General features: G+C 42.8%; 11 protein-coding genes and 1 pseudogene. All 12 read right to left on the bottom strand.

The features are described from left to right. Positions 1 to 3: 3 nt before the first annotated feature. On the bottom strand, positions 4 to 1,263 hold the full coding sequence (rseP, locus tag AB1I63_09455) for an RIP metalloprotease RseP (protein MEW4355056.1): 1,260 nt from the start codon (positions 1,261 to 1,263) through the stop codon (positions 4 to 6). A gap of 26 nt (positions 1,264 to 1,289) precedes the next feature. Continuing rightward, positions 1,290 to 2,093 (bottom strand): phosphatidate cytidylyltransferase, encoded by an 804-nt coding sequence (locus AB1I63_09450; protein MEW4355055.1) that lies wholly within the window; start codon positions 2,091 to 2,093, stop codon positions 1,290 to 1,292. 8 nt (positions 2,094 to 2,101) lie between these two features. Continuing rightward, positions 2,102 to 2,851: an isoprenyl transferase gene (locus AB1I63_09445; protein MEW4355054.1), complete on the bottom strand. Its 750-nt coding sequence runs from the start codon at positions 2,849 to 2,851 to the stop codon at positions 2,102 to 2,104. A 133-nt stretch (positions 2,852 to 2,984) separates the two neighbouring features. Beyond that, on the bottom strand, positions 2,985 to 3,317 hold the full coding sequence (yajC, locus tag AB1I63_09440; GenBank protein MEW4355053.1) for a preprotein translocase subunit YajC: 333 nt from the start codon (positions 3,315 to 3,317) through the stop codon (positions 2,985 to 2,987). A gap of 291 nt (positions 3,318 to 3,608) precedes the next feature. Continuing rightward, on the bottom strand, positions 3,609 to 8,354 hold the full coding sequence (locus AB1I63_09435) for an IdeS/Mac family cysteine endopeptidase (GenBank protein ID MEW4355052.1): 4,746 nt from the start codon (positions 8,352 to 8,354) through the stop codon (positions 3,609 to 3,611). 205 nt (positions 8,355 to 8,559) lie between these two features. Further along, positions 8,560 to 9,042, bottom strand: a pseudogene (locus tag AB1I63_09430) (prolyl-tRNA synthetase associated domain-containing protein). 236 nt (positions 9,043 to 9,278) lie between these two features. Beyond that, positions 9,279 to 11,249: a transketolase gene (gene tkt, locus AB1I63_09425; protein ID MEW4355051.1), complete on the bottom strand. Its 1,971-nt coding sequence runs from the start codon at positions 11,247 to 11,249 to the stop codon at positions 9,279 to 9,281. Between the two features lie 120 nt (positions 11,250 to 11,369). Beyond that, positions 11,370 to 12,461, bottom strand: a complete 1,092-nt coding sequence (gene ulaG, locus AB1I63_09420; GenBank protein ID MEW4355050.1) for an L-ascorbate 6-phosphate lactonase — start codon at positions 12,459 to 12,461, stop codon at positions 11,370 to 11,372. Positions 12,462 to 12,678: 217 nt separating this feature from the next. Next, the gene (locus AB1I63_09415; GenBank protein ID MEW4355049.1) at positions 12,679 to 14,367 is read right to left on the bottom strand and encodes a transcription antiterminator; all 1,689 of its coding nucleotides are present in this window, start codon (positions 14,365 to 14,367) and stop codon (positions 12,679 to 12,681) included. A gap of 206 nt (positions 14,368 to 14,573) precedes the next feature. Further along, a complete protein-coding gene (locus AB1I63_09410; protein MEW4355048.1) occupies positions 14,574 to 15,290 on the bottom strand; it encodes an L-ribulose-5-phosphate 4-epimerase in 717 nt (238 codons plus the stop codon). Then, a complete protein-coding gene (locus AB1I63_09405; protein MEW4355047.1) occupies positions 15,290 to 16,153 on the bottom strand; it encodes an L-ribulose-5-phosphate 3-epimerase in 864 nt (287 codons plus the stop codon). Before AB1I63_09405 ends, AB1I63_09410 begins: the two co-directional genes overlap by 1 nt. Before the next feature lie 3 nt (positions 16,154 to 16,156). Beyond that, entirely contained in the window at positions 16,157 to 16,822 is a 666-nt protein-coding gene (locus AB1I63_09400) for a 3-keto-L-gulonate-6-phosphate decarboxylase UlaD (GenBank protein MEW4355046.1), read from the bottom strand. Positions 16,823 to 17,133 lie beyond the last annotated feature (311 nt).

Below are 17,133 nucleotides of genomic sequence, written 5' to 3'. Positions count from 1 at the left end.
TTCTTAAAAGAAAGCACGAATGATATCATTCCATGTCACAGCTAGCATGAGAAAGACCATAATGGCAACTCCTGCTAAGGTCACATAGCTTTCGGTTTCACGTTTGAGTGGTTTTCTGCGAATGAGTTCTAAGAGATTCAGAACAATTTTCCCTCCATCAAGGGCTGGAATCGGAATCAGGTTAAAAATCCCAATATTCAAGGAAAGCATAGCAAGAAGACCAATGACACTTTCAATGCCATTTTTAGCAGCTTGATTGCTGGCTTGGAAAATCGCAACTGGACCACCTAGTTCATTCAGATTTGGACGAAGGACTAGATTTTTAAGAGCGCCAAAGATCCGGAAGCTAGCATTCCAAGCTTCGGTGAATCCACCTAAAATCATGGATAACAAGTCTGACTTAAGCGCTGGCATGACGCCAATCACATAGCGTTCCCCCTCTTTTTTAGGCTCTACGGTAATCTCTTTTTCTTCCCCGCCTGTTTTCACGAGAAGTTTCAACTGTGGCTGACTCTCACTGTTCTTGGTTTCACTCTCCACAGCTTGGGTCAAATCTTCCCAATTGTCAATCCCATGTGAGCCGACTTTCAAAATCGCATCATCGGTCTTGACACCTGCTTTTGCCAAGGCACCGTCTGGTACTACCCGCACTTGATTGCTATCAGGATTAGGCACCCCACCTTGCATAAAGATAAGCAGCATAAAGGCTAGAATTCCTAAAATAAAGTTATTCATGGGTCCTGCAAAGTTGGTCATCAAGCGACCTGCAATGCTAGCATTTTGATATTGAACATCAAGCGGCGCAATGCGGACTTCGGTTCCGTCCTGCTCGACAATCGTCGCATCGTGATCGACTGGATAGGTCTTTTCTTCCTCTAGGACTAAACCTGTGATTTCTAGTTTATCCTCAAAATCAAAGCTCGTTACATTCATAGGAAGAGCCATTTGGTCAATCTTCTTCCCAGAAAGATTGATGCGGATGACTTTACCTGCTTCATCCAAGGTCAGACTAGCAGGACTTCCTGTCTTAATCTCTGTGGTATCTTCGCCCCAACCAGCCATGCGAACATAACCTCCCAAGGGAAGCATACGAATCGTATAGGCGGTTCCGTCTCGTCCGATATGAGAAAAGATTTTTGGTCCCATCCCAATGGCAAACTCACGCACGAGAATACCCGATTTTTTTGCAAAATAGAAATGCCCAAATTCATGAATGACCACAATCACACAGAAAATGAGTACAAAGGCTAAAATTCCTTTCATCTAGCTAGTTACCGACCTTTCTATTGTTAAAATAAACCAAAGAAATGCATGAGAGGAAAGACAAACAGTAGGCTGTCAAATCGGTCTAAAACGCCACCATGCCCTGGGATGAATTTCCCAGAATCTTTTACACCAAAATGGCGCTTAATTGAGCTTTCCACCAAATCTCCAAATTGTCCTGCCAAGCTAAAAACAACGGTTAAAACAAGCATGGTCAAAAAGTTGTGAGGAGCTGCAACCTTGCTATCCACAATCATAAAGATAAAAGCAACCAAGATTGCTAAAATAACACCTCCTAGACTACCTTCAATCGTCTTATTAGGAGAAACGGTGGGTGCGAGCTTTCTTTTACCGTATTTTCGACCGATCAAGTAAGCACCGCTGTCTGTTGCCCAAACGATGAATAAAGCAAGTAGCACCTTATCAAGTCCTGCTGTCCGTGCGTCGAGTAATGCATTGAAGCCCATACCTACATAGAAACTTGACGCAATCGGATACACCGCATCTTCAAAACTATAATCCTCATGAAAGACCATTGACCCCAAGAGGATACCTACGACAATGCTATAAGCAACAACATTGCCATCAACTGGCAAAAACTTCAAGTAATTCTCAAGAGGAAGGGTCAAGACAAAGGCAGCAAGCATGCCCAAAAGCCCTTCTAAAGTCGCTGTTTTCAATCCTTTCATTTTCAGCAATTCATGGATAGCAAGCATGGCAAGTAGCCCCACGCCAATCTGGAGGAACACACCTCCTGCCATTAAGAGGGGGAGAAACAGAGCTACTGCCACTCCTCCAAAAATGACTCGTTTTTGTAAATCCTTATCCATCATTCCTCCTAAATCGCTCCAAAGCGACGATTGCGGCGATTATACTCTTTGATAGCTCCCTCAAGCGTCTTTTCACCAAAGTCTGGCCACAAGGTATCTGTGAAATAAAGCTCACTATATGCACTCTGCCAAGGTAGGAAATTGCTCAACCGCAGCTCTCCACTCGTCCGAATAATCAATTCTGGATCACGCAAAACGCGCGGAAGCGTGCTTGTTTGAAGGTAATCATCAATCATGTCTTCACTGATATCTCCAGGATTGAACTTCGCATCCAGCACATCCTGCGCAATCATCCGAATGGCTTGGGTAATCTCTGCTCTACCTCCATAGTTGAGAGCAAAGTTTAAGATGAGACCCGTGTTTAGCTTGGTCAATTCTTCTGCCTTACAAAGCGCTTGATAGGTCGCTTCTGGGAGTCTTTCGGTATCTCCAATCATCTGAATTTTCACATTATTTTTGTGCAATTCTGGAACATAGCGCTCGTAGAACTCCACAGGCAAATTCATGATGAATTTCACTTCTTTTTCAGGTCGCTTCCAATTTTCTGTTGAAAAGGCATAGACGGTCAAGACCTGAACACCTAAATTTTTAGCCGCAATGGTCACACTCTGAAGAGCTTCCATGCCTGCTTTATGCCCAAAGACTCGCGGCTGCATACGCTTTTTCGCCCAGCGTCCATTTCCATCCATAATAATCCCTATATGCTTAGGAACTTGTAAAGGAAGGTCAATTTTTTCTTTTTTCTTAAAACCAAACATCTGTCTTATTCCTAATAAAATTTTATCATTTCATTATACCACAAAAGCGGATAAAATGCACTTTTCTCTACCTTATAGAGCGATAGAAATAGACAAAAAAGACAGAAATAATCAATCTCTGTCTTTTTCGTTCTTATTCTTCGATTGCAGAATCTGCTTCGATTACATCGTCTGTCGCTACTTCGTCAAGGACAACTGCTTGAGTCGCGGCAGGTTCACTCAAGATACGCTTGATAGCAATGAGTTCAAACGTCAAATAAACGCCATCAACATCAAGAGTCACCGTGCGTTTGTCATGATCAACTTCGTCAACCACTCCGTACAGACCACCGATTGTGACAACTTCTGTCCCTTTTTCAAGCTTATTTAAGCGATCCATGTGCTGTTGGGCTTGTTTCTTTTGGTTGCGTTGCATGAAGTACATAGACCCCATCAACACAACCAGCATAATCAATAATGTTGGCATTGTTTGCTCCTTTTGTTCAGATATTATTTATTATAACAAATGAGGAGCTGCTTTTCAAGTTTGGGCTGAATTTCCCAGTAACTAATCTGGAGAGTATCTATTCTCACATCATGAGCACACCTATCACTAGCAAGATTAACGATTTGCCTTACAACATTACTTTAGCTTCATTGACCCCAACTCAGCTACATTGTTGACAGGCTATCCATAACCATTTCTCTCACTCTCCTAATACCTGTTTCCTTTTTTACAATGAGTCATTGCAATTCACAGCGAAAGGAAACTAAACATTCATTTTCCTTTTCTCAATTGTTTCAGTCCCCAAATACTTACTAATAGAAATACTGGAACCATGCTTAGATAATGAATATGCGAAGCTCTTATGCCCTTTTTAACTTTTGTGGCGGCTGATTTCACTTGATTCTTTTCAGTTACTTGATTGCTCATCTCATGTTTACTATCAGATGATGCTTTATTATCCATGTGATCGTCTTTTTTACTTGAGCGATCCAGCACAGAAGGTGATTTTGAAGTCTCTGGCTCACTCAGAACAACAGTTTTTGAGTCAGATAGAGTATGTCGCTCAGGAATCTTCAACTCTGGCTTAGTACCGAGCTCTGGCGTTGATGGTTCTTCTTTCTTCGGTGGAAGAATGGTACTCTTTGAACCAACATGCACAGTCGCATCAAACTGAGGAACAGCTGGCACATCTGGTGTGGCATCACTCTTAGAAGTGACAGATTTTAGCTCCGTTTTTGGTCCTACTTGTGTTGAAGATGAGGTCTCTGGGACTCTCGGAATGGTAGACTCTGGCTCTGATTGATTTGGATTTTTCAATTCTGGTTGAGTACCTAAATCTGGTGTTGACGGCTCTGAGTTCTTCGGTAAAAGAATGGTACTCTTTGAACCAACATGCACAGTCACATCAAGCTGAGGAATAACCGGCTCATCTAGTGTATCGGCAATCTTTGGAGTGACCGACTTCAACTCCGTTTTTGGGCCTACCTGAGTTGAAGATGAGGTCTCTGGGACTCTCGGAATGGTAGACTCTGGCTCTGATTGATTTGGATTTTTCAATTCTGGTTGAGTACCTAAATCTGGTGTTGACGGCTCTGAGTTCTTCGGTAAAAGAATGGTACTCTTTGAACCAACATGCACATTCGCATCAAGCTGAGGAATAACTGGCTCATCTAGTGTATCGGCAGGATTTGGAGTGACCAACTTCAACTCCGTTTTTGGGCCTACCTGAGTTGAAGATGAGGTCTCTGGGACTCTCGGAATGGTAGACTCTGACTCTGATTGATTTGGATTTTTCAATTCTAGTTGAGTACCCAAATCTGGTGTTGACGGTTCTGAGTTCTTCGGTAGAAGAATGGTACTCTTTGGACCAACCTGCACAGTCGAATCAGATTGAGGAACCACTGGAACATCTAGTGTGGCAGCAGGATTTGGAGTGACAGGTTTCAACTCCATTTTTGGGTCTACTTGTGTAGAAGTCAAGCGCGGAATCTCTGCTACTCTCGGTGAAATTGGGTATGTGTCAGATGGACTATCTAACTTAGGAGTTGATGGCTCTGAGTTCTTCGGAGGAAGAAGAGTGCTCTTTGAATCAACATGCACATTCGAATCAGACTGAGGAACCACTGGAACATCTGATGTGGCGGCAGGATTTGGAGTGACAGGTTTCAACTCCATTTTTGGGTCTACTTGTGTAGAAGTCAAGCGCGGAATCTCTGCTACTCTCGGTGAAATTGGGTGTGTGTCAGATGGACTATCTAACTTAGGAGTTGATAGCTCTGAGTTCTTCGGAGGAAGAAGAGTGCTCTTTGAATCAATATGCACATTCGAATCAGACTGAGGAACCACTGACACATCTGATGTATCGGCAATCTTGGAAGCGATAGATTTCAACTCCGTTTTTGAACCTATCTGTATTGAAGATGAGGTCTCGGGTGCACTCGGAAGAATTGAATCTGGTGCAGTTTGATTCGGAATGTTCAACTCTGGCTTAGTACCAAGCTCTGGCGTTGATGGTTCTTCTTTCTTCGGTGGAAGAATGGTACTCTTTGAACCAACATATACATTCACATCAAGATGAGGAATAGATGGCACATCTGGTGCGTTGTCATTCTTTGGAGTGACAGATTTCAACTCCATTTTTGGGCCTACCTGTGTTGAAGATGAGGTCTCTGGTGCACTCGGAATAGTGGACTCTGACTCTGATTGATTCGGAATGTTCAACTCTGGTTTGGAACCAAGTTCTGGCGTTGATGGTTCTGAGTTCTTCGGTGAAAGAATAGTACTCTTTGGACCAATATGGACATTTTCATCTGATTGAGGAGTTACATGCTCATCTGGTGTGGCATCACTCTTTGGAAAGATAGATTTCAACTCCGTTTTTGGTCCGACTTGTGTCGAAGTCAAGCGTGGAATCTTTGGCATCATCGGTGAAATGGGTTGTGTGTCAGATGGACTATCTAACTTAGGAGTAGACAGCTCTGGCATTGATGGTTCTGCTTGCTTCGGAAAAAGAATGGCACTTTTTGAACCAATATGGACATTTTCATCAGAATGAGGAGTTACATACTCATCTGGTTTATCGGCACTCTTTGGAGCGACAGATTTCAACTCCGTTTTTGGGCCTACCTGAGTTGAAGTGGAATCTGGAGTATCTGGTACAGTTGGATCTGAATCTGATTGAGTTGGATTTTTCAATTCTGGTTTAGTACCAAGTTCGGGAATTGACGACTCTGAATTCTTCGGCGGAAGAATGGTACTCTTTGGACCAACGTGCACAGTCGAATCAGATTGAGGAACCACTGGAACATCTAGTGTGGCAGCAGGATTTGGAGTGACAGGTTTCAACTCCATTTTTGGGTCTACTTGTGTAGAAGTCAAGCGCGGAATCTCTGCTACTCTCGGTGAAATTGGGTGTGTGTCAGATGAACTATCTAACTTAGGAGTTGATGGCTCTGAGTTCTTCGGAGGAAGAAGAGTGCTCTTTGAATCAACATGCACATTCGAATCAGACTGAGGAACCACTGGAACATCTGATGTGGCGGCAGGATTTGGAGTGACAGATTTCAACTCCGTTTTTGGGCCTACCTGTGTCGAAGTCAAGCGTGGAGTCTCTGGAACAGTTGGTTCTGAATCTGATTGAGTCGGAATGTTCAACTCTGGTTTGGAACCAAGTTCTGGCGTTGATGGTTCTGAGTTCTTCGGCGGAAGAATGGTACTCTTTGAACCAATATGCACATTCGCATCAGATTGAGGAATCACCGACACATCTGGTGTATCGGCAGGATTTGGAGTGACAGGTTTCAACTCCATTTTTGGGTCTACTTGTGTAGAAGTCAAGCGCGGAATCTCTGGCATCCTCGGAGTGATTGGGGTTGACTCAGATAGAGTATTCTGCTTACTAATCAGTGGAAGTTTTTGACCAGGACTAGGAAAACGCCCATCCCATTGTCTATCTCCTTGCATGTTTGACACTGATAATATGTCTAGCAATCTTGCATGAAACGATCCAAACTCATCGTCTGTAAAGTCTGCATTTTGGATTTTCTGGAGCAATTCTATATCTTGTTTTGAGAATCCTCCTCCCCATGGTCTCTTTATCGCTTCAACAAGATCAGCTTTAGTTTGCGCTAAACAAACCACACTCATAATTTTTTTCCGCGTAGCCCTGTCACGCTCTTCTTTGCTCTTAGAAAAATAAGTTTCCCAATGTTTTGTACCTAAATCTAAGGTATATAGATTTCGAATAGCAACACCACTCGTACCATCATAATTATTTGAAATATAGGCTTTGCCATCTCTATTAACAACTTGGTAACGTTTTAAGCTTTGTAATGGTTTACCATCTTTTGCATCAATTACAGAAGTATAATCATCTGTATCTGTTACATAGAGCGCCTTTAGGTGTCCGTTCTCATTAAACTCCGCTCCCCAGACAGTAACAGCATGTCCTCTGCCTTGCTTAAAGAGATAGTCAATTGCCAAAGCCTTTTTCTTATTTAAAGCTTGTTTGATTTTATTCCCAATAGAGGTATAATCGCTCACATCTTCTCGGCTGGTGAGTAAGTGCTGTTCAAAAACATCCTTGAAAAAGCCACCTCGCGTATCAAGGAGTCCTTTTTCTTCCTTATCGTTATAGTCTGTCTCTTGATTGACTTGATACTCAGAAGCATTAGGATAACCGCTAAAAAAGAGATCTAACACTTTATCTATATAGACAGCTCGATATAGAAAATAAGTCTTAAATAAATCAAAAATCTTACTTTTATGCTGCTCCCCAATATAATCTTTGTGGTCTCGTAAATCAATGACACGACTTTTTGTTGTCACAACACCATTTGTCGCGGATTCTTGCAAATATTTATCTACATGCTCTTTATTATTAACTAACCACCAGTGAAGCATGTTGGCAGCAACTCCTGCAGAACATAACCCAAATTCACTACCCCTTGCAGCATACTCCTTATTGACATCGAAAAGATGACTTCCATCTTTATAAGGTGCTGTATAATAACCTTGATAGTACTCTTTCTGCCAAGTTAGTTCTTCCTTACTTGGCTTCGACACTCCATGAGTCCATGCTTGATTCTCAGATATTGTTGGCGGTGTTTGATTTTCTTCATCTGATTTCTGAGATTTAGATTCTAATACAGGTTCTTCAATCTCTTTGGTGCTAGTAGAGGAAGGTTCCTCACTAAGTTCTTTTGTTGGAGACAACGAATCGCTAGCTGTTTTTGCCGGCAAATCCATATCAGTAGCTGTCGTTTCGCTAGTTGTTTCAGGAGTCAGATTGTCTACTTGTGACTCAGTGTCTGAAACACGATTCTCTTGAACAACAGTTGTCTGTTCGATAGCGCTTCCGCTATCTAAAAGCTGATTAGTTCCTGTTTCTTGAGCTAATACAGAAACAGAATTCCCACATGCAAGTGCAACCAGAACGCTTGCTCCAAAAAGCCATCGTTTCCCTGATTTCCACATTCGAAAATTTTGGACTTTAGAATTAAATAGTTTATGATGCACTTCATATTTCCTCCTTTATTGGTCAAAGTCTCATTATAATGTTAGCATATCATATGCATACGACAGAATACAAGAGAGTACAGAAAGAAAACACGCATCATAGAAAAACCGTAGATATTAGCTTTCTACGGTCAAAAATAAATATAAATGGAGCATGCACAAAGTGTTTCATTATACATGAAAAAGTATAAAAATTGATTTTTCGCTATCCTAATACCCGTCTCACCTCATGACCGGTAAAGTCTGCAAATCGTAAAAAATCCTGATAAGTAATATTCAGTGTTGTTGTATTGACAAAGGGATGAAAACCGACAGTTAGGCTTTCATCAACGGTATCATCAACCAAGACCTGTACCTGATGTTCCTTATCAAATACCAGTCCAAAGGGTGTGACTGCTCCAGCTTCTACTTGGAGTAAATTCTCCAAATCACTATCACCGGCAAAGGATAAACGTTTTTCTCCTAGATTTTCTGCTAATCGCTTCATATTTGCAATCTTTTCATCTGGCAAAATGAAGAGGTAAAATTGTCGCCCTTTCTTCGTTTTAAGCAAGAGATTTTTCACTTACTGTCCTGGCAAACGAATCTCCGTATCTCGAACAGAGCTAATCGGCTCATGGTCTAATCGAACGTAGTCAATCCCTAATTCCGCTAATAATTGATAAATCATTGCTTCTTTTTCTACCATAAGAAAACGCCTCCATTTTTCTTTATTTTATCATAAAATACAGAAAAAGAGGTTGGGACAAAAGTACCCAACTTCTTTATTTTTATAGTTTGAACAGTTTGACGCAGTAGTTGTCGGGCTTGTAAAACATTCATAAATCAATATTCTACAAGCCGCGTCAACCTTGCGGGGGTGGGACTACAAAATCGATTTCTACGAAATCACGATTTTTGTCCCACTCCCTAAGTAAATAAATCTTACAATCCTTTAACAGTATTGACCACATTTTCCACCGTAAAGCCATATTCTTCAATGACTTTTGCAGCTGGCGCTGATGCTCCAAAGGTATCGATACCAAGTACAGCACCGTCTAGGCCGACATATTTGTACCAGCTTTGAGTCGCACCCATTTCAATGGCTACACGGCGACGGATAGCGTTTGGCAAGATTTCTTCCTTGTAGGCTGCATCTTGAGCGTCAAAGAGTTCTGTCGATGGTACGCTAACCACACGAGCCTTGATGCCTTCAGCTGCAAGAGCTTTGGCTGCATTGACTGCCAAGTTCACTTCTGAACCTGATGCAAGAAGAATAGTATCAAATCCTGCTTCTTCATAAACCACGTAAGCACCTTTTGCTACCTTGTCAAAGTCTGTTCCTTCTTCTACGGTCAAGTTTTGACGAGTAAGGACAAGGGCTGACGGTGTTGATGTGCTCTTCAATGACAAGTACCAAGCTGCTTGTGTTTCACGCGCATCTGCTGGACGGAAAACAGTCAAGTTTGGCATTGCACGAAGTCCTGCCAAATGCTCAATTGGTTCATGAGTTGGACCATCTTCTCCAACGGCAATCGAATCGTGAGTAAAGACATAGGTCACTGGCAATCCTTGAAGGGCTGACAAGCGGATAGCGGCTTTCAAGTAGTCTGAGAAGACGAAGAAGGTACCACCATAGACACGAATTCCACCGTGGGCTGCCATACCATTTAAGACCGTACCCATAGCAAATTCACGCACACCAAATTGGATATTGCGGTTGAGGCGGTGGCTATCATCTTGCAGACCATCTTCTTTGATGTAGGTCATGTTTGAGTGTGCCAAGTCAGCTGATCCACCGAGGAAGGTTGGAAGCACTTTAGCTGCTGCGTTAATGGCATCTTGGCTTGAATTCCGAGTTGCTTGTGAGAAACCTGCTTCGTGAGCTGGGAAGTCGCTTGGTTTCAAGTCTGCTACATCACGACCTTCAAGGATAGCTGCAACTTCTTCTGCTAATTCTGGGTAGGCTGCTTTGTAATCTGCGACTAATGTTTCCCAAGCCGCATAGGCTGCTTGACCACGATCAGCGACTTTTTCCTTGAAATCAGCATACACTTCAGCTGGTACTTCAAATGGCGCATAGTTCCAATCCAAGGCCTTACGAGTTGCTTCTGCTTCTTCTGCTCCAAGTGGCGCACCGTGAACAGCATTTGTTCCTTGTTTGTTTGGTGAACCATGACCGATGATAGTTTTGATTTCGATAAGAGCTGGCTTACCTGCTGCTTTTGCAGCTTCAATAGCTTGGTTAATGGCTACTACATCTGTACCGTCTGCAACGAAATCCGTATGCCAACCATAAGCCTCATAGCGGGCACGGACATTTTCTGTAAAGGAATCTTTGGTCTCTCCGTCCAAGTTAATATCATTTGAATCATAGAGAACGATGAGCTTGTCTAACTTTTGCAAACCAGCGTAAGAAGCTGCCTCAGCAGATACCCCTTCCATCAAGTCCCCATCTCCACAGATAACATAAGTATAGTGATCAAAGATATTGTAGCCTTCTTTATTGTACTTAGCTGCAAGGAAACGTTCTGCTTGGGCAAATCCTGTCGCCGTCGCAATCCCTTGACCAAGAGGTCCAGTCGTAATGTCTACCCCAGCAGTGTGACCGTATTCTGGGTGACCTGGTGTTTTAGAACCCCATTGGCGGAAATTTTTGATTTCATCCATGCTCACTTCTTCAAAGCCTGATAGGTGAAGAAGAGCATAAAGGAGCATAGAACCATGTCCAGCTGAGAGGACAAAGCGGTCACGGTTGATCCAGTTTGGCACTTGTGGATTGATGCGCATTTGGTTGGTAAAGAGGCTATAAGCCATAGGTGCTGCACCCATAACCACTCCAGGGTGACCTGATTTTGATTGTTCAATGGCGTCAATACCAAGGAAACGAATTGCGTTGACTGATAAGTTTGACATAAGGTTTCTCCTTCGATTTTCTACCTTCTATTATATGAAAAATATCCGCATAACGCAATGATATGCGGACAAATCAGAAAGGGAATAGCCGGAGCAAGATTCCCTTTTCATTCTACAACATTATAGCAAAGCCTTAAATTGGATATTTGAATCTTCTAAGAAGCAATCGTCAAATCCACGTGGGTGATGGTATTCAATACGGTCTTGATCCATTGGATAAGTGTACTTGCCCCCAACTTCCCAGATGAATGGGTGGAATTGGTATTGCAAGCGTTCTTTTCTCATCTTCCAGAGTTCAAGAATTTCATCAGTTGAAGCCATGAAGTTTGACCAAATATCATAGTGAACTGGGATGATGACCTTGGCACGAAGATTTTCAGCCATACGAAGTAGATCGATAGAGGTCATCTTATCTTGGATACCAAGTGGGTTTTCACCGTAGTTATTCAAGGCAACATCAATCTTGAAGTCACGACCGTGTTTTGCAAAGTAGTTTGAGAAGTGAGAGTCTGCACCGTGGTACACTGTTCCACCTGGTGTTTCAAAGACATAGTTAACTGCTTTACGAGCCATTTCCTCATCTGTCACAGCAAGTCCAGCCAATTCACCGTCTTGAGCCTCTGCTCCTTCTACTGGCAAGGTCACCAAGCAAGTACGGTCAAAGGATTCTACCGCATGGACTTTCATGTCCTTGATTTCAAAGCTATCGCCTGGTTTTACGATGATAATGCGCTCTTCTGGCACACCCCATTTTTTCCAGATTTCCCCACATTCGTAAGGTCCGACAAATTTCACGTGGTCTAATTTTGGATTGTTGACAATAGCCGCTGCTGTATTGATGTCGATGTGGTCACTGTGGAAGTGAGATACAAGATAGTAGTCCAATTCATTGATGGCAAATGGGTCGATGACCATTGGTTGCACACGAAGATTTGGTTGAAGTTTGCGTACACCTGCCATGTTGGCCATTTGGTGTCCACGCACCATGTCTTTTACTTTTTTAGTTGATTTTCCGCGAGCTGACCAAAGGTCCATGACGATATTTGCACCGCCTGGTGTTTTAAGCCAGATACCGCAGTTCCCTAGCCACCACATTGAGAAGTTTCCCTCTGGAACTACTTCTTCTTCGATTTCTTCATTGAGCCATGTTCCCCATTCTGGGAAAGTGCTCAAAATCCATGATTCTCTTGTAATTTCGTTCACTTTTGCCATGATATTTCCTCCTGATAGGCTTGTTTATAGCTTTAGTATAACGCTTTCATGTGTTCAAAAAAAGACCAAATAAAACACAGGCTTGTGTTCAGTTTTGGACTGTCAATAGTTTCTCCACTCTTGTGGTTTTATTTCGTACTAGGTAATAAATTACAGTCATAACTTAAATGAAAGAATTGTCCAATCTAAAAAAGCTGGGGCATTCCCCAGTTCTCTGTCAATATAGATCTTGTAAATGATTGTCTTCAATTTTGGCTAATAGAAGGTCATCTTGTATCAACTCTTGAATTTTATTCATCACTTCTGCTACATCTCGTTTCTTTGTGAGATAGCGAGACAAGAGCTGCTCCAAGTGCGGCTGAAATTGCTTGCTGCTCTCTTTCATGGTGTGATAGGTCAGAAAATGATTGATTTTCATGACATCTTCATAGGTCAAGACAGGCTCGACCTGTAAGATCGGAAAAGAAGCTCGCAGATTATCACTGGTTGAAATCAGCAAGTCCATCTCTAAAATGTCCTCTACACTGCGAAATTGCTCCGTAGTAAAAACCGCCTTGATACTATCAGGAGGAAGATAGGACTGACACTGCTTGTAGAGCAATTTTTGAACACCCACGCCTTCATCACAAACCAGATAAATCTGACTACAAGAAGGATTTTGAATATGCCGATGCTTGAGCGCACCGCCGATATGAATGGTAAAATAAGCAATATCATCATCTGTCAGCTGAATGAACCATTCCTCTTCCAAGATATGAGAAGATAGCTTCACAGACACAAACAAATCTTGGTATTTCTTTTTAACCTGTCTGGTCAAGGGGTTTTTCGAGAGAATACCGTAAGTTTTGCGAAAGAGCAAGGCCTTGGCATGCATGATGAGATTTCTCATGAGCGTTTCGACATTTTCTAACTCAAAGACCGAATGCTTTTGAAAATCAGCAATAAAATGCTCCAAAGTCGTCTTAATCTCTGCAAAATCTTGGCTATTGGTATGAATGTCCTTGTCCTTGCGGTAAGACAAGAGGAGCATGGCAATAAGGGAAATCTCAATCTCATCAAGCTCTACCTCAAAGCGCTCGGATAAGGATGAAGCTAAATTATGCGCTACCTTATACTCGATTCGTTTTCGAATCAAGCCAAATTCTCGCTTGATTTCTCCTTGCTCAGCTGGCTTTAAAGCCATATTGCGGTAGCTAAGAAGCAGATAAGGTAAAACTTTGAGCATAAACTCGATCTCATAATGATTGATTTTCTTGCCCAAGTCAACTTCTAGCTGATTAACCTGCTCTGCAAGAAACTCTACCAATGCAGGATTAAAGAGGAGCTCACACCCTTCAAAATAAGGCACCTTTTCATTAATAATCGTTAAAAATCCCTCGTTGGGTTTTGAAAAGACATCATAGAGAAGGGAATGAACGTATTGAATTTTGTTGAGCGGATGGCATTTGAAAAAATAGCCCTCAGACTTGGTCGCATAGAGATATACCTTGAATTGCTCGGTCGTTAACTGCGCCCGAATTTCACTCAGATCATTTAAAACCGTATTGCGTGATACATCGGTTAGCGCCATAAGCTTTTCAATCGTCACGCGCTCAGAGGTAATGGCGATGTAAATCGTCATGAGCTGAATCCGCTCCTCCATACTCATTACATAACTATACGAATCCACGCTATCCAGTAAGAGCTGACAGGCTGCTCTTTGGGCATCATTTAATAAAATACCAACCCTTGGAAGACTGACAATCGGATCTATCTCCTGTGGAAGAGAGTCATTGATCTTCTCCAAATGATAATAGATTTTCCGCCGAGACTGTCCCATCGCACGCGAAATGCTCATCACTGTCTCTGGACTTGTCAACTCCATTATATAATCCAGCAGTTCAAAACTGCTTTTATCGAGTACCATCAATTCCCATCTCCTTTTCTTTTCATAGTTTAACATATTTAGCGTTGAAAAGCTATGTTTCAGAAATTTCCAATCCTACCAAAAAGAGAGGAAAACGGGCATCCATCGTATATGCTTCCTCTCTTTTCTATTTATTCGTCTTTGAGGGCCATTTAATCCTAAGCCAAGGGCTCAAAGCATAGAAGTTAAATGACTATACCGAAGTTTTAATGCGCATCGCCTTTTTGTCCATAATAGGCATTTGGACCGTGTTTGCGCAGATAATGCTTGTCCATGATGTACTTAGGTGCTGGCTCTACGCGCGGATTGATTTGCTCCGTAAAGCGGTTCATTTTTGCTACTTCTTCTAGCACGACAGAGTGATAGACCGCCTGAGCTGGATCTTTCCCCCAAGTGAATGGACCGTGGTTGCGCACGACAATTCCTGGAACGGCAACAGGGTCAATGCCACGTTCTGCAAAGGTCTCGATGATGACACTGCCTGTTTCTTTTTCATAGGCTGTATTGACCTCATCAGCTGTGAGCGAGCGAGCACATGGAATTGGTCCATAGAAATAATCCGCATGAGTCGTTCCGTAAAACGGAATATCACGCCCTGCCTGCGCCCAACCAACTGCCTCTGTCGAGTGAGTATGGACAACGGCACCGATTTCTGGCCAAGCCTTATAAAGCGCCACATGGGTCGCAAGGTCAGAAGACGGATTCAGATCCCCTTCGACAACGTTTCCGTCTAAGTCTGTCACAACCATGTTTTCTGGGCTTAATTTATCGTAGTCCACGCCAGACGGTTTAATGACAATCCGTCCCAATTCACGGCAGACCTCAGATACATTTCCCCAAGTGAATTTGACCAAGCCATGCTCAGGAAGAGCTACATTGGCTTCATAGACACGCTGGCGCATTTCTTCGAGTGATTTTGGCATTACTTCAACCCCGCTTTCTCAATGAGTGGGTAAAGGAAATCCTGAGCTTCTTTGATAGCTGCTTTTGTCTCCTCTACGGTTTCACAATTTTCAGACCACATTTCAATCAAGAATGGTCCTTGGTAGTTGGTTTTCTTTAAAATGGCAAAGGTATCTTCCCAATCAACGCACCCTTGTCCAAAAGGCACATCACGGAATTGCCCCTTAGAAGTCTCTGTCACCGCATAGGTATCTTTCAGATGAAGTGCCGCAAGTGCTTGATGTCCGATGACAAATTCGCTATACAAATCATTGTGCCAAGCAGAGAGATTACCCGTATCTGGATAGACAAAGAGATAAGGCGAGTTGATTTCTTGAGCGACTGCCAAGTATTTCTCAATGCTATTGATAAACGGATCATCCATGATTTCAATGGCAAGCAGGACCTGAGCTTGCTCTGCCCAGTCACACGCCTTGCGGAGATTTTTCAAGAAACGAGCGCGGGTCTCTGGGGATTTTTCCTCATAATAGACATCATAGCCTGCCAGCTGAATAACCCGCACACCCAAGTCCTGCGCTAGCTCAATACATTTTTGCATGGTTTCAAGTGACTTGGCTTCAAGGGCAGGATCGTTTGAACCAAGCGGATAACGACGGTGCCCAGAGAAACAAATGGTCGGAATGCGGATACCTGTTTGGTAAATGGCTTTAACAATCTCCAAGCGTTCTTCCTTGGTCCACTCAAGCCGAGCGAGACGGTCATCACTTTCATCCACCGACATTTCCACAAAGTCAAAGCCGAGTTCTTTTGCAAACTCCAAGCGCTCTAGCCATGTAAAGTGCTTGGGCGTTGCCTTTTCATAAATTCCAATCGGTCTAGCCATAACCTACCCCCAAATACGGCGGATTTCATCCTTAAAGGCACGCGCTGCTGCCGCTGGATCTTCTGCTTCTGTAATGCCACGACCTGCGATAAAGGTAAAGACATCCACTCCTTCAAAGAGTTTCAAGGTATCAATATCAAGACCACCTGTAACAGACACACGGAAGCCCATATCTACTAATTTTTTGACCTTGTTTAAATCTTTTTCACCCCAAGTTTCGCCTGCAAGAAGAGCATCACGAGATTGGTGGTAAATGGCTTGAGAAATCCCTGCATCAAGCCACATTTGAGCATGTTCATAGGTCCAGTCTCCGTAGAGTTCCACTTGGATTTCTCCCTTGTCACCACGGACTTCTTGGATTGCTTTTAATGCTGCTTTCATCGTTGGAATAGTCGCTGAACAGATACAAGTCATCCAGTCTGCCCCACGCACCGCATTGTTTTTGGCAACAGTTCCACCAGCATCTGCACACTTGGTATCTGCAACAATGATTTTATCAGGGAAGAGGCTACGAAGCACCTCTACCAATTCGCTTCCCACTTGAAGCAAGCAAACCGTTCCTGCTTCAATCACATCAACCTCATGGCCAACAGAAACTGCCGCCTTAATCGCTCCTTGCAAGTCTGAATGGTCAAGTGCAACCTGTAAATTTGGAATATGTTTTGTCATATGAACCTCTCTTTTATTTTTTATTTTCTAATTGTTGTAAATAGCGAACGAAGTGAGCCAAATCCGATATTTTTCGCTATGGTGAGATGCTTGGGAGTGGGACAAAAATCGTGATTTCGAAGAAATCGATTTTGTCGTCCCACCCCCGCAAGGTTGACGCGGTTTGTAGAATGTTGATTTATCAGCGTTTTACAAACCTGACAACAACTGCGTTAAACTGTTAGAGCTACAAAATGTAACGAGATCGGGTACTTTTGTCCCAACCTCAAGCACGGAAGTTTTGAGACAAAAGGCTCAAAACTTAGTCATGA

Origin of the sequence: Streptococcus pneumoniae (assembly GCA_040719455.1) — a bacterium.
Taxonomy (GTDB): domain Bacteria; phylum Bacillota; class Bacilli; order Lactobacillales; family Streptococcaceae; genus Streptococcus; species Streptococcus pneumoniae_G.
This window is presented reverse-complemented; position numbering and strand designations above follow the sequence as displayed.

What these genes read in the sequence shown, in the direction of transcription:
- ulaG (MEW4355050.1), bottom strand. Translation starts at nt 12,461, where the DNA reads ATGGCAAAAGTGAACGAAATTACAAGAGAATCATGGATTTTGAGCACT.
- AB1I63_09405 (MEW4355047.1), bottom strand. Translation starts at nt 16,153, where the DNA reads ATGGCTAGACCGATTGGAATTTATGAAAAGGCAACGCCCAAGCACTTT.
- AB1I63_09400 (MEW4355046.1), bottom strand. Translation starts at nt 16,822, where the DNA reads ATGACAAAACATATTCCAAATTTACAGGTTGCACTTGACCATTCAGAC.
- yajC (MEW4355053.1), bottom strand. Translation starts at nt 3,317, where the DNA reads ATGCCAACATTATTGATTATGCTGGTTGTGTTGATGGGGTCTATGTAC.
- rseP (MEW4355056.1), bottom strand. Translation starts at nt 1,263, where the DNA reads ATGAAAGGAATTTTAGCCTTTGTACTCATTTTCTGTGTGATTGTGGTC.
- AB1I63_09415 (MEW4355049.1), bottom strand. Translation starts at nt 14,367, where the DNA reads ATGGTACTCGATAAAAGCAGTTTTGAACTGCTGGATTATATAATGGAG.
- AB1I63_09450 (MEW4355055.1), bottom strand. Translation starts at nt 2,093, where the DNA reads ATGGATAAGGATTTACAAAAACGAGTCATTTTTGGAGGAGTGGCAGTA.
- AB1I63_09410 (MEW4355048.1), bottom strand. Translation starts at nt 15,290, where the DNA reads ATGCCAAAATCACTCGAAGAAATGCGCCAGCGTGTCTATGAAGCCAAT.
- tkt (MEW4355051.1), bottom strand. Translation starts at nt 11,249, where the DNA reads ATGTCAAACTTATCAGTCAACGCAATTCGTTTCCTTGGTATTGACGCC.
- AB1I63_09445 (MEW4355054.1), bottom strand. Translation starts at nt 2,851, where the DNA reads ATGTTTGGTTTTAAGAAAAAAGAAAAAATTGACCTTCCTTTACAAGTT.